Genomic DNA, 12,063 nt, shown 5'->3' with positions numbered 1-12,063 from the left:
CGGACGCGGCACCCCGGAGCGCCTTCGACCGGCGGAAGCGACAGCGGAACTCGCCGCCGGTCGCGGCGGAAGGCGTCAGGTGCCGCCCTGGACCAGCAGGGCGATCCGGTCGGGGTCGAAGTCCGCCCAGCGTGAAGAGGCGCACCCCGACAGTCTCAGCCGGCACATGGTGCCCCCCTCGGGGCTGGTCCACCATCCGGTGACGGTGCCCGGCCACGTCCACCCGGCCCCGTCACCCACCTCGACCGGCCGGTAGGTGGTCCGGACCTGCTCTTCCGGCGGCGACGGGCATCCCCTGGCCAGTTCTTCCAGCAGGCCTTCGGCAGTGGTCGTGTACGGCACGGCTCCGCTCCTCCCGAATCTCTCACCTCTGTCGCCCTGTTGGGCAAGTGACCGCCTGTCCCCCGAGGGGGTCGCGTGATCACTCCCAGTCGCCGCCGAAGTCACTCCCGCCGTCCGACCCGAAACCGCCGTCGAATCCCCCCGCGAAGTCGGAGGCCCTGAAGTCCGCCCCGGAGAACTCGCCGCCGTCCGGCAGATCGGGGGCGGACGGGACGCCGTCGCCGGAGCCGGCGACGGCGGAGGGCGCGCTGAGCAGACTGCCCAGCAGCGTGCCGGCGAGCAGGCCGCCGACCACCGCGCCCGCGCCGCCGAAGTAGCCGCCGGCCCACGGCGCGTACGCCGGGCCGGCGTTCCAGTACGGCTGGGCGCCCTGGCCGGTGTCGACCATGCGCGTCATCGGCTGCCCGCCCTGAGTGACACGGGCGGCGTCCTCCGCACAGGCGGGGACCATCCGCGGCACGCCGCCGGGCGGGCACCAGTTCACATCGTCGGCCGAGGGACCGTGACGGGGGTCGAAGAAGCAGGGCACACGACGCTCGGGCAGGGGGGTTCCACCGCGGCGGGCGGCCAGGGTGGCCAGGGCGAAGCGGCCGTCGGCCAGCGTGGCGGTCACCGGCTGCACGTCCTGCGGCCTGACCGCGGCGGCCATCTGCTGTTTGGCCAGCTCATAGGCGTCGAGCGCGTGGGAGTAGTCGTTGCGCATCTCGTCGGTGGCCCCTGGCTCGGACGGGGAGAAGGCCAGCCGGTCCAGTTCCTCGCCGAAGGCGGTGATGTCCTCGTCCACCACCACCCGCAGCGCCTCCAACTCCCTCTGCTCCGTCTCCCGCCGCTTCCTCGCCCGCCGGTACAGCGCGTATCCGCCCCCGGCCGCCCCGGCCGCGAGCAGGCCGCCGACCATCAGTCCGCCGCTGCCGGAGCCGCCCTCACCGCTGTCCTTCCAGGACGCAGGGGCGTGGCCCTTCGCCTGCTTGACGGCCTGGTCGACGAACACGTTCAGCTGTGTCTCCGCGTCCGAGGCGTAGGAACGCTGCACCGCTCCCCGGAGGTTGTCGACGGCGCTCTGGGACAGCACCTGATGGTCCGCCTTGGCGTTGAACAACTCGCCCAGGCGCACGGCGTACACGCCGCTGATGCCGGTGAGTGAGCGCAGGTCCGGCATCAGGGACGCCTGCGGGTAGTCGGCGGACCGGGGCAGCACCGCGACGAAGACCGGCTTGTCCGCGGCCTCGATCTTCGCAGCGAGCTTGTCGGCGGCGGACTTCGGCAACTCCCCCGCGGCCCGCGGATCGACGTACACCGGCCCCTTCTTGAACGCGTCCGCCACGGCCCCCGTGCCAGCGTCCGCGGCCGACGGCGCGCCGAAGGCCGGCGGGGCGAGCCCCACAAGAGCTGTCACACCCACGGCGGCGAGGGCCCGGGCGAAGCGAGACCGTGGCGAAACAGGCATGGATGAGACCTCCTTGCGAGGGAGCGACCGCCCCGCCTCCGGAACCACGTCGGTGTGCGGAGGGAACGAGCGAACCCCAACACTTGTTCAATTGCGCAATAGAGTAAGTATGTCAGACGGTACTGCGCGCAGGCCGAGTTCGGCACGAGCGTCAGCGACTCAGTTGACGCACGGCACGCCGCCCGCCTTCACAGCGGGACCCGAGTCGGCGGGCGACGACGAGCCGGACTCCGTCGCGGCGGGTGACGACGCCCGCGGACCGGGCAGCGCGAAGTTCTCGCCCAGGGTGACCAGGACATGGCCGACGGGCAGAGCCGAAGCGGCGGCCGGGCAGCGGCTTTGAACCGACCGGCGATCTGCTGCGCCGCCTGCTGAGCACCGGGGCCGTATGCGACAGTGGTGGCGGGCCGCGCCGCCGCGTTGCCGGTCGTACCGGCCGTGTAGCCGAGGCCGGCCAGGTAGGACAGCGCGGCGGGGGCCTCGCCCTCGGCGCCGTTTCCGTTGTGTACGTCGACGGTGGCGGGGGCGACCGTGGCGGCGCCCGCCGCGGTGGCGGTCGGCGACGGGGTCGCGCCGAACTCCTGCCGCACCATCGCCTTGATCTTCTCCGGGTCCACCAGGTTGACTTCCTGGCCGTCGCGGGTCGCGAAGGCCTCGATGGGCAGGGTGTGGAACACGACGTTCCCGCCGGTGAGGTTGGTGGCCTGCTGGGCGAAGTCGAGGACGTTCCAGGAGCTGTCGAGGACGATGTCCATCGTGCATATGATCCGCACCCGCAGGATCCCGTTCATCCAGTCCGGGGCGTCCGTGCCGGTGATGGTCATGACGGCGGCCGTGATGGCCTTCGGAGTCGCACTGCCCTTCACCCCGCTCGGCGCGTCCATCGGCCTGCAGCCGCTGCCCATGAGCTGCTTCCCGTGGCTGATCGGCACACTGCTGGCGTACTGCGTCCTCACCCAGCTGGTGAAGACCTGGTTCATCCGGCGGTTCGACAGCTGGCTGTGACCTGCCCACCGGCACTGTGCGCGTCCGCGCTTGCACTGCCCCCGGACCCATCTGGTTGGCTGTCCCCCGTCGGGCAGTCACCCGGGAACGAGGAGCGAGATGCGCGCGGACGTCCAACAGGTCGCCGACGGCACCTATCTGGTGCACGGCAGCAGCACGAACTGGGTGATCCTGACCGAGGGCGACGCCGCCACGCTGATCGACACCGGCTACCCCGCCGACCGGCAGCAGTTGCTCGACTCACTGACAGCGGTGGGAAGTTCGCCCCAGGCGGTCGCGGCCGTGCTGCTCACCCACGCGCACAACGACCACCTGGGCTCCGCCGAGTACCTGCGCCTCACCCACGGCACCCCGGTGCATCTGCACGAGGCCGAACTGCCGCACGCCCGGCGGGAGTTCCTGCATCAGGTGACCGTCGGGCAGGTGCTGCGCAACGGCTGGCGGCCCGGCGTGCTGCCCTGGGCCGTGCACGCGCTGCGCCTCGGCGGCACCGCCCACGTCCCGGTCGCCGCGCCCGAGCCGTTCCCGGCCGAGGGACCGCTGGACCTGCCGGGGCGGCCCGTGCCGGTGCACACGCCCGGCCACACCCAGGGCCACACCGTCTTCCACCTGCCGGACACCGGCGTGGTGGTCTCCGGCGACGCCCTGGTCAGCGGCCACCCCACCTCGCGGCTGACCGGACCGCAACTGCTGCCCGACATGTTCCACCACCAACGCGCCCAGGCACTGGACTCGTTGGACCGGCTCGAACACCTGGAGGGGGACCTGCTGCTGCCCGGCCACGGCCCCGTGCACCGCGGTCCGGTGCGGCAGGCGGCGCTGCGGGCCCGGGAACGCGCCCTCTAGGGTTCCTGCCATGGGCTTGCAGATCAGCGCCACCAACCCGGAGCACCCCGCGCTCCTGCTCGAACTGCCGTGGCGGACACCGCTGGAGGAGTGGCCGGCGGAGTACCTCGTGCCACTGCCGCGCGGCATCTCCCGGCACGTCGTGCGCTACGCCCGCGCCGGAGAGGAGGTGATCGCCGTCAAGGAACTCGCCGAACGCCCGGCGCTGCGCGAGTACGAGCTGCTGCGCGACCTGGACCGGCTCGGCATCCCCGCGGTGGACGCGCTGGGCGTGGTCACCGGCCGCACCGACGGCGCGGGCGAGCCGCTGGAACCGGTGCTGATCACCCGGCACCTGGGCGGTTCGATGCCGTACCGCTCGATGTTCGAGACCACGCTGCGCCCGGCCACCATGCACCGTCTGATGGACGCCCTGGCCGTCCTGCTGGTGCGGCTGCACCTGGCCGGGTTCGCCTGGGGGGACTGCTCGCTGTCCAACACGCTGTTCCGGCGCGACGCCGGCGCGTACGCCGCCTATCTGGTGGACGCCGAGACCGGCGAGCTGCACCGGCGGCTGAGCCCCGGGCAGCGGGAGTACGACCTCGACCTGGCCCGCGTCAACATCAGCGGCGAGCTGCTGGACCTGGAGGCGTCGGGGGCGCTGCACCCCTCGGTGGACCCGATCGAGTTCGGCACCGAGATCTGCGCCCGCTACCGGGGGCTGTGGCAGGAGCTGACCCGTACCTCGGTCTACCCGGCCGGCAAGTACCACTACATCGAGCGCCGGATCAGACGGCTGAACGACCTCGGCTTCGACGTGGCCGAGATGCAGATCGAGAGCTCCGCCACCGGCGACACGGTCACCTTCGTGCCCAAGGTCGTCGACGCCGGCCACCACCAGCGGCAGTTGCTGCGCCTGACCGGCCTGGACACCGAGGAGAACCAGGCGCGGCGGCTGCTGAACGACCTGGAGAGCTGGATGGCCACCCAGGACGACTACGCTCCCGGCGCCGGGCGTCCGCACGCCGCACGCCCGGAGGTGCTGGCGCACCGCTGGGTGCGGGAGGTGTTCCGCCCCACCGTGCGGGCGGTGCCGTCCGAGCTGCGCGGCGCCATGGACCCGGCCCAGCTCTACCATGAGCTGCTGGAGCACCGCTGGTACCTGTCCGAGCGGGCGCAGCACGACATCGGCCTGGGCACCGCCGTGCAGGACTACGTCAGCAACGTCCTGCCCGGGGCGCGCGAGGCCCCGGACACGACGTCCGGGTGAGTCACGGGTGCGGGACGACCGCCACCGGGCAGCCGGCGTGGTGCAGCATCCCGCTCGCGACGGAGCCGATGCGCGCTCCCACCGCCGTCCGGCGTGCCCGGCGTCCCACGACCAGGAGCTGGGCGTTCCCGGCCGCGGCCAGCAGGACCTGGCCCGCGCTGCCCATCTCCACGTGCTCGACGACGGGGACATCCGGGAAGCGCTCCCGCCACGGCTGAAGCGCCGCGCCCAGCGCCTTGCGCTCGTACGGCTCCAGGCCGCCGGCCTCGTCGAGCAGCCGGAGCGAGCCAGGGCTGTAGGCGAAGACCGGCGGCAGCGTCCAGGCCCGTACCGCCCGCACCCCGGCGCCGCGCGCGGCGGCGGTCGTGAACGCGAACTCCAGGGCCGCCGCGCTGTCCTCGGGGGCGCCCTGCTGGCCCACGACGACCTCCCGGCCCGCGGCCTCGGCGGCGGGGCGGTCCCCGGCGCGCACCAGGAGGACCGGCCGCTCGGTGCCGGCGATCACCTGCTGTCCCACGGAGCCGACCAGGAACCCGACGAGAACACCCCGTCCGCGCGAGCCGAGCACCAGCGTCTCCGACTCGGCCGCGGCGCCGAGCAGAGCCGGCACGGGATCGCCCTCCACGGCGTCGGCGGTCACGTCCAGGCCCGGGTGGCGCTCGGTGACGGTCCTGGCGGCCTCGGCGACCGACTCACGCACCCACGCCTGCTGGGTGTCCCGGTCGCCCACGTCGAAGGCGTCGTGCACCTCGTGGCGCCAGGCCCGCACCACGCGCAGCGGCAGCCCGCGTCGCTCGGCCTCCCGTGCCGCCCACGCCAGTGCGGCGAGGCTCTCCTCCGATCCGTCCACCCCTGCCGTGATCGGGCGCGTCATGCCGTGTTCCTCCCTGTGTCGTGAGCCGGTTCCCGGTCCAGTCTCCCCCACCGGCCGATCACCGGAGCGGGCGGTGGGTGCCGCCACGAGCGGTGAGGCGGCGAGCAGCCCCGTGCGCGCGGGCCGGCCGGTGTCTGTACCGCGCCGGGTGCGCTCGTGGCGACGGCGCGGGCGCCGAGTCGTCAGGCGGGCTGGACGGTGACTGTGCAGAGGCGTTTGGTGGCCCGGGTCAGGGCTACGTACAAGTCCCTTTCCCCACCGGGGCGGGCCGTGATGATTTCCTCGGGGTTCATCACGACGACCCCGTCGAATTCCAGGCCGCGTGCTTCGGACGCCGGCACGATGCGTGCGTGGTGAGCGATGCCCCGGGCCGTCAGCTCGCTCACCCTGGTGTCCGCGCAGATCACTCCCAGAAGCTCGCCCGGGTGCGCGGTGCTCTGGGCGCGGAGTTCCTGAACGGCGGCGGTGACCAACCCGTCCGGAGGTGTGGTCACGGTGCGAGGGCGCTCACCGCTTCGCAGTGACCGTGTGGGTTTCTGGTCCGGAGCGATCCGCGTGAGCAGGTCCCGGACGCTCTCCAGGATCTCCTGCGTGGTGCGGTAGCTGACGGTCAGGTTGTGCAGTTTGAACCGCGGTCCGACGTGGGGGCTCAGTGCTTCCTTCCAGTCGCGTGCTGTCGCGACCGGGCCTGCCTGGGCGAAGTCACCCACCAGCGTCATCGCCCTTGCCGGGCAGCGGCGGACGATCATCCGCCACTGCATGGCGGTCAGTTCCTGCGCCTCGTCGACGACGACGTGCCCGTACGTCCGCTCAAAGGGGCCGTCGACCAGGCTCGCCGCCTCGTCCAGCAACGGCACATCGGCATCGGTCCACGGGTCGTCCGGACCGCGCAGCAGAAGGGATCGCTCCCGCGCGGTCAGGCGGGTCAGGTGCTCGGCGAGAGCGCCGGCGTTCGTCAGGAGCGCCTTCACGAGGTCGCCGGGTACCAGCCGCGGCCACAGCACCTCGACCGCCCGGTCGACGCCGGCGTCGTCGAGGAGATCGGCTCGGACGGCGTCCAGGTCCAGCTCGTGGACCGGACCTGGGTCGGCCGCACCTTCGGCACGGCGCTGGGCGGCTCCCGTGAACCGGTCGAGGTCCATGCCCGTCATCCTTTCGGCATCGGCGTCGATCTGCTCCAGGAGGTCGCCCATGTCTCGTCGCATCGCGTCGGTGACGGCGTCGACCAGGAGCTCCTTGAACACCTGGCGCGCGGGGTTGTGCCCGGGTGCGGCTGCCACGGCGGCGTCGCGTGCCGTGGCGACTTCCTCGCCGGACAGGTGAACCAGTTCCTGTCCGACCCGCACGGTGAAGTCACCGGCGGGGGCTTGGTGGACGCACAGCAGGCCGGCCAAGGCGTCGGCGAGGTCGGAGCTGCCCTTGAGACGCGCCGTGTCGAACGGGTCCACCGTGTCCGTGGACACTCCGGCCAGTTGCCGGCAGGTCGCCAGAACGACGTCGTTCTCTCCGAGCGAGGGAAGGACCTGGGAGATGTAGTCGAGGAACCGGGCGTTCGGGCCCACCACCAGGACACCCTCCTCCGCGGCGCGCGGGAACGCGTACAGGACATAGGCCGCCCGGTGCAGGGCCACCACTGTCTTGCCGGTGCCGGGCCCGCCCTGCACCACGGTCACCCCGCGGTGGGCGGAGCGGACGATCTCGTCCTGCTCGGCCTGCAGCGTCGCGACGGCCGCGTGCATCCTGCCCGTACGCCGTGCCGACAGAGCCTCGGTCAACGGGCCGTCCCCCACGACGTCCTCGTCGGTCGGCGCGGTCCCGTCCAGCAGTTCGTCGCTCACCGAGATGACCGTGCGTTCCTCGAGGCGCAGGTGCCGGCGCCGCCGCAGGTCCATCGGGTGGACCGGTGTCGCCTCGTAGAAGGGGCGCGCCGCGTTCGCGCGCCAGTCCACGAGCAGAGGCAGGTCATCCTCCTCCGTGTGCAGTCCGATCCGCCCGATGCGCAGGGCCGGGCCGTCCGTCCAGTCGATGCGCCCGAAGACCAGCCCCTTTTCGGCGCTCTCCAGCCGGCCGATTTCCTTGGTCAGACGCTCGGCGGCGATTTCTCTCTCGTATGCCTCACCGGCGCTGTCCGCAGGGGCCTTCAGCACACTCGCTCGGTGTACTCGCGCCTCGGAAATCCGCTCGGTGAGCAACTCATACAAGGAGGACACATAATCCTGCTCCGATTCAACCGCACGCACAGCGGAATCATTCATTTCCGACAACAGGGGGCTCCTTCGATTCGAGCCACACCATACGGTCAGAATTCCCTCAAGATAAGTCTTGACTTACTTGGTGAAGCCATGTCCTTACGACCGAATTCATGACGGCTGGCCGTATGGCGCATCACGCATTCCGCCGTTCCGTATATCGCTGATCGCTCTGCCCACTGAATGACGACGGGTGCGTGGGGCGTCCAATAAACCCGGGCTTTACGGGGCCCGGCGGCACCGGCGCTCCCGGCCCGGCGCAAGGCAGCGAAACGGGACGGGCGCACATACGATGGGCAGGAGCCGGCGCGGTGGCGACGGGGGCGCACCGGGACGCCCATCCCCGAGAACGCGGGGTGACAGCCGCATGACACAGGCCCAGGAGCAGGCGCGGACCGTCATCATGACCGTGGACGACGATCCGGGGGTGTCCCGCGCCGTCGCCCGGGATCTCAGGCGGCGCTACAGCGGTGCGTACCGGATCGTGCGTGCCGAGTCCGGTGAGTCCGCGCTGGACGCGCTGCGCGAGCTGAAGCTGCGGGGCGATCCCGTCGCCGTGATCCTGGCCGACTTCCGCATGCCGCGGATGAACGGCATCGAGTTCCTCGAACGGGCTCTGGACATCCATCCGGGCGCCCGGCGGGTGCTGCTGACCGCGTACGCGGACACCGACGCGGCGATCGACGCGATCAACGTGGTCGACCTCGACCACTACCTCCTCAAGCCCTGGGACCCGCCCGAGGAGAAGCTGTACCCGGTCCTGGACGACCTGCTCCAGGTCTGGCGGAGCAGCGATTACCGGCCGGTGCCGAGCACGAAGGTGGTGGGGCACCGCTGGTCGGCGCGGTCCTCCCAGGTGCGGGAGTTCCTGGCCCGCAACCAGGTGCCGTACCGCTGGTACTCCTCGGACGAGCCGGAGGGCGGGCGGCTGCTGGCCGCGGCCGGGCAGGACGGTCAGCGGCTGCCGCTGGTGGTCACCCCGGACGGCACCACACTGCTCGAGCCGGAGCCGGCCGAACTCGCGGCCCACGTGGGGCTCGCGACGACACCGGCGGCCGACTTCTACGACCTGGTGGTGGTCGGCGGCGGCCCGGCCGGGCTCGGCGCGGCCGTCTACGGGGCCTCCGAGGGGCTGCGGACGGTGCTCGTGGAGCGCTCGGCGACCGGTGGGCAGGCGGGGCAGAGCTCCCGGATCGAGAACTACCTCGGATTCCCGGACGGCGTCTCCGGTGCCCAGCTCACCGACCGGGCCCGTCGGCAGGCGACGAGGTTCGGCGCGGAGATCCTGACCGCGCGCGAGGTGACCGGCCTCGAGGTCTGCGGCGCGGCGCGCATCGTGCGGTTCTCCGACGGTTCGGCGGTCGCCTCGCACAGCGTGATCCTGGCGACCGGCGTGTCCTACCGGCAGCTTCCGGCGGCCGGCGTGGAGGAGCTGACCGGGTGCGGGGTGTTCTACGGTTCGTCGCTGACCGAGGCGTCCTCCTGCCAGGGGCAGGACATCTACATCGTCGGCGGCGCCAACTCCGCGGGGCAGGCCGCGATGTACCTGTCCCGGGGCGCGAAGTCGGTGACGCTGCTGGTGCGCGGGGCGTCGCTGGCGGCGTCGATGTCGTACTACCTGATCCAGCAGATCGAGGAGGCCCCCAACATCACCGTGCGCACGGGCACCGTCGTGGACGCCGCGCACGGCTCGGGCCACCTGGAGAAGCTGGCCCTGCGCGACACCGTCACAGGGGAGAGTGAACTCGTCGACGCGCAGTGGATGTTCGTGTTCATCGGCGCGGCGCCGCGGACCGACTGGCTGGATGGCACGGTGCTGCGGGACGAGCGCGGGTTCATCCTGTCCGGGCCCGACCTCACCGCCGACGGCCGGCCGCCCCCGGGGTGGGAGCTGGACCGGCCGCCGTACCACCTGGAGACCAACGTGCCCGGCGTGTTCGTCGCCGGTGACGCGCGGGCGGAGTCCGCCAAGCGGGTCGCGTCCGCCGTCGGAGAGGGAGCCATGGCCGTGTTGCTCGTCCACCGTTACCTGGAGCAGTCGTGAGCGGCAGGCGGATGCCGTGCGGCGCCGGTGAGATCGGCTCGCTGTTCCTGTTCGAGAAGCTCCGGCCCGAGCAGCTGGGCCGGCTGTGCGCCGAGGGTCGGGTGGAGAGGTACGAGCCCGGCCCGGTGTACACCGAGGGCGAGCCGGCCACCTGCTTCTACGTGATGATCGAGGGCACGGTGGTGCTCTCCCGCCGGGTCGGCGGCGACGACGTGGAGGTCAGCCGGACCTCGCAGCGCGGGGTGTACTCGGGCGCCATGCAGGCGTATCTCGGGGACCGGCTGCGGCAGGTCTACATCAACTCGATGCGGGTCACGGAGCCGACGCGGTTCTTCGTGCTGCCCGCCGACGCGTTCGCGGACATCATGCGGGAATGGTTCCCGATGGCGGTGCACCTGCTGGAGGGGCTGTTCTTCGGGTCGAAGAGCACCCAGGCGGCTGTCGGGCAGCGTGAGCGGCTGCTGGCGCTCGGCTCGCTGTCCGCCGGACTGACCCATGAGCTCAACAACCCCGCGGCGGCGGCCGTCCGGGCCACCGCCACGCTGCGGGAGCGGGTGGCCAAGATGCGGCGCAAGCTCGCCGTGATCGCCGAAGGACCCTTCACCCGGGACCAGTTGACCAGCCTCATGGAGATCCAGGAGCGTACGGCCGAGCGGGTCGCCAAGGCCCCGGATCTCAGCCCGCTCCAGGCCGCCGACCGCGAGGACGCCCTCACCGACTGGCTGGAGGACCACGGCATCGACCAGGGCCCGCAACTGGCGCCCACGTTCGTGCAGGCGGGCCTCGACGTCGACTGGCTGGAGCAGGTCGCGGCGGCCGTCGACGAGGAAATCCTGCCGGGCGCGGTGGGGTGGCTCAACTACACGGTGGAGACGGAACTGCTGATGGACGAGATCGCGGACTCCACCACCCGGATCTCCCGGCTCGTGGACGCCGCCAAGCAGTACTCCCAGCTGGACCGCGCCCCCTACCAGGTCGCCGATGTGCACGAACTCCTCGACAGCACCCTGCTGATGCTGTCCGGCAAGATCGGGCCGCGGATCGAGGTCGTCAGGGAGTACGACCGTACGCTGCCGCGGATCCCCGCCTACCCGGCCGAACTCAACCAGGTGTGGACCAATCTGATCGACAACGCGGTGTGCGCCATGAACGGCGCGGGCGGCGAGGGCACCCTGACCGTGCGGACCGCGCTCCACGACGACCGGCTGCTGGTCGAGTTCCGGGACACCGGGCCGGGGGTGCCGCCGGAGATCCGGGACCGCATCTTCGACCCGTTCTTCACCACCAAGCCGGTCGGCCAGGGCACCGGACTCGGTCTCGACATCTCCTGGCGGATCGTCGCCAACAAGCACCACGGTGCCATCCACGTGGAGTCGGTGCCCGGCGACACCCGGTTCCAGGTGCTGCTGCCACTGACCGCCGGTGAAGACGACGGACCGACGGCGGCCGGATCGCCGCTCACCGCCGCGGACCGCCCGACCTCCGAGGAGCCGACATGACCCGTGACACCGGTATCGACCCCCGTGTGCCGCCCAGCGGCACCGGCTGCGCCGAGTGCGACGCGGCCGGCGGCTGGTGGTTCCATCTGCGGCGCTGCGCCCGTTGCGGCCACATCGGCTGCTGCGACGACTCCCCCAGCAAGCACGCCACCGCCCACCACCGGGCCACCGGGCACCCGGTGATCCGCAGCTACGAGCCGGGCGAGGGCTGGTTCTGGAACTACGACACGAACGAGCTCTACGAGTCCGGCCCCGAACTCGCCCCGCCCGAGAGCCACCCGAAGGACCAGCCGACCCCGGGCCCGGCGGGCCGCGTCCCAGCCGACTGGGCGGACACACTGCGCTGAACCACGCGCCCTGCCGCATGCCCCGATGCCCTGCCGGAAGGCGGGGCATCCGCTTTGCCCTGACGGTGCCGGTGGGCGAGCCCGGTCCCCCTGGCTGACGGCGCTTTCCCCATCCACCCCACTCAGTGATCGGCGGGCGGGCAACTGTGTGTCGGCCGGGG

11 protein-coding genes are annotated in these 12,063 nt (G+C 72.0%); 6 read left to right on the top strand and 5 right to left on the bottom strand.

All coding sequences use genetic code 11. The features are described 5' to 3' along the window. Positions 1 to 75 precede the first annotated feature (75 nt). The 3 genes from CG719_RS26875 to CG719_RS26865 form a co-directional block, all read right to left on the bottom strand. Positions 76 to 342: a hypothetical protein gene (locus CG719_RS26875; RefSeq protein ID WP_100571271.1), complete on the bottom strand. Its 267-nt coding sequence runs from the start codon at positions 340 to 342 to the stop codon at positions 76 to 78. A gap of 79 nt (positions 343 to 421) precedes the next feature. Continuing rightward, a complete protein-coding gene (locus tag CG719_RS26870; RefSeq protein WP_100571270.1) occupies positions 422 to 1,789 on the bottom strand; it encodes a hypothetical protein in 1,368 nt (455 codons plus the stop codon). A gap of 188 nt (positions 1,790 to 1,977) precedes the next feature. Then, positions 1,978 to 2,544: an LCP family protein gene (locus tag CG719_RS26865; RefSeq protein ID WP_159024964.1), complete on the bottom strand. Its 567-nt coding sequence runs from the start codon at positions 2,542 to 2,544 to the stop codon at positions 1,978 to 1,980. On the opposite strand from CG719_RS26865, the gene CG719_RS26860 reads away from it, so the two are divergent. The 3 genes from CG719_RS26860 (at position 2,537) to CG719_RS26850 (ending at position 4,889) form a co-directional block, all read left to right on the top strand. Further along, positions 2,537 to 2,794 carry a hypothetical protein gene (locus tag CG719_RS26860; protein WP_159024963.1) on the top strand — a complete coding sequence of 86 codons (258 nt, stop codon included), beginning with the start codon at positions 2,537 to 2,539 and terminating at the stop codon, positions 2,792 to 2,794. The genes CG719_RS26865 and CG719_RS26860 overlap by 8 nt on opposite strands. 99 nt (positions 2,795 to 2,893) lie before the next feature. Next, complete coding sequence (locus CG719_RS26855) at positions 2,894 to 3,640, top strand: MBL fold metallo-hydrolase (RefSeq protein WP_100571267.1); 747 nt, start codon at positions 2,894 to 2,896, stop codon at positions 3,638 to 3,640. A gap of 10 nt (positions 3,641 to 3,650) precedes the next feature. Then, on the top strand, positions 3,651 to 4,889 hold the full coding sequence (locus CG719_RS26850) for a DUF4032 domain-containing protein (RefSeq protein WP_100571266.1): 1,239 nt from the start codon (positions 3,651 to 3,653) through the stop codon (positions 4,887 to 4,889). A 1-nt stretch (position 4,890) separates the two neighbouring features. Here the strand turns inward: CG719_RS26850 and CG719_RS26845 are convergent, their stop codons facing one another. Together CG719_RS26845 and CG719_RS26840 are read right to left on the bottom strand one after the other, a co-directional pair. Next, positions 4,891 to 5,763 carry a universal stress protein gene (locus CG719_RS26845; RefSeq protein ID WP_100571265.1) on the bottom strand — a complete coding sequence of 291 codons (873 nt, stop codon included), beginning with the start codon at positions 5,761 to 5,763 and terminating at the stop codon, positions 4,891 to 4,893. Between the two features lie 182 nt (positions 5,764 to 5,945). Next, positions 5,946 to 7,910, bottom strand: coding sequence for a HelD family protein (locus CG719_RS26840; RefSeq protein ID WP_100571264.1), 1,965 nt, complete (start codon positions 7,908 to 7,910; stop codon positions 5,946 to 5,948). A gap of 469 nt (positions 7,911 to 8,379) precedes the next feature. On the opposite strand from CG719_RS26840, the gene CG719_RS26835 reads away from it, so the two are divergent. From CG719_RS26835 to CG719_RS26825, 3 genes are read left to right on the top strand one after another with little or no spacing between them, the layout of a single operon-like run. After that, complete coding sequence (locus CG719_RS26835; protein ID WP_100571263.1) at positions 8,380 to 10,056, top strand: FAD-dependent oxidoreductase; 1,677 nt, start codon at positions 8,380 to 8,382, stop codon at positions 10,054 to 10,056. Between the two features lie 11 nt (positions 10,057 to 10,067). Then, positions 10,068 to 11,555, top strand: a complete 1,488-nt coding sequence (locus CG719_RS26830; RefSeq protein WP_376492056.1) for an ATP-binding protein — start codon at positions 10,068 to 10,070, stop codon at positions 11,553 to 11,555. Continuing rightward, positions 11,552 to 11,902, top strand: coding sequence for a UBP-type zinc finger domain-containing protein (locus CG719_RS26825; protein ID WP_100571261.1), 351 nt, complete (start codon positions 11,552 to 11,554; stop codon positions 11,900 to 11,902). The genes CG719_RS26830 and CG719_RS26825 overlap by 4 nt, the downstream gene beginning before the upstream one ends. Positions 11,903 to 12,063: the final 161 nt, after the last annotated feature.

Source organism: Streptomyces sp. CB01373, from assembly GCF_002803075.1.
In the GTDB taxonomy this organism is placed as follows: Bacteria; Actinomycetota; Actinomycetes; order Streptomycetales; family Streptomycetaceae; genus Streptomyces.
The sequence above is the reverse complement of the archived record's forward strand: the minus strand, read 5'-3'. Positions and strand labels throughout refer to the sequence as shown.

What these genes read in the sequence shown, in the direction of transcription:
- CG719_RS26835 (WP_100571263.1), top strand. Translation starts at nt 8,380, where the DNA reads ATGACACAGGCCCAGGAGCAGGCGCGGACCGTCATCATGACCGTGGAC.
- CG719_RS26865 (WP_159024964.1), bottom strand. Translation starts at nt 2,544, where the DNA reads ATGGACATCGTCCTCGACAGCTCCTGGAACGTCCTCGACTTCGCCCAG.
- CG719_RS26830 (WP_376492056.1), top strand. Translation starts at nt 10,068, where the DNA reads ATGCCGTGCGGCGCCGGTGAGATCGGCTCGCTGTTCCTGTTCGAGAAG.
- CG719_RS26860 (WP_159024963.1), top strand. Translation starts at nt 2,537, where the DNA reads ATGTCCATCGTGCATATGATCCGCACCCGCAGGATCCCGTTCATCCAG.
- CG719_RS26855 (WP_100571267.1), top strand. Translation starts at nt 2,894, where the DNA reads ATGCGCGCGGACGTCCAACAGGTCGCCGACGGCACCTATCTGGTGCAC.
- CG719_RS26845 (WP_100571265.1), bottom strand. Translation starts at nt 5,763, where the DNA reads ATGACGCGCCCGATCACGGCAGGGGTGGACGGATCGGAGGAGAGCCTC.
- CG719_RS26825 (WP_100571261.1), top strand. Translation starts at nt 11,552, where the DNA reads ATGACCCGTGACACCGGTATCGACCCCCGTGTGCCGCCCAGCGGCACC.
- CG719_RS26850 (WP_100571266.1), top strand. Translation starts at nt 3,651, where the DNA reads ATGGGCTTGCAGATCAGCGCCACCAACCCGGAGCACCCCGCGCTCCTG.
- CG719_RS26870 (WP_100571270.1), bottom strand. Translation starts at nt 1,789, where the DNA reads ATGCCTGTTTCGCCACGGTCTCGCTTCGCCCGGGCCCTCGCCGCCGTG.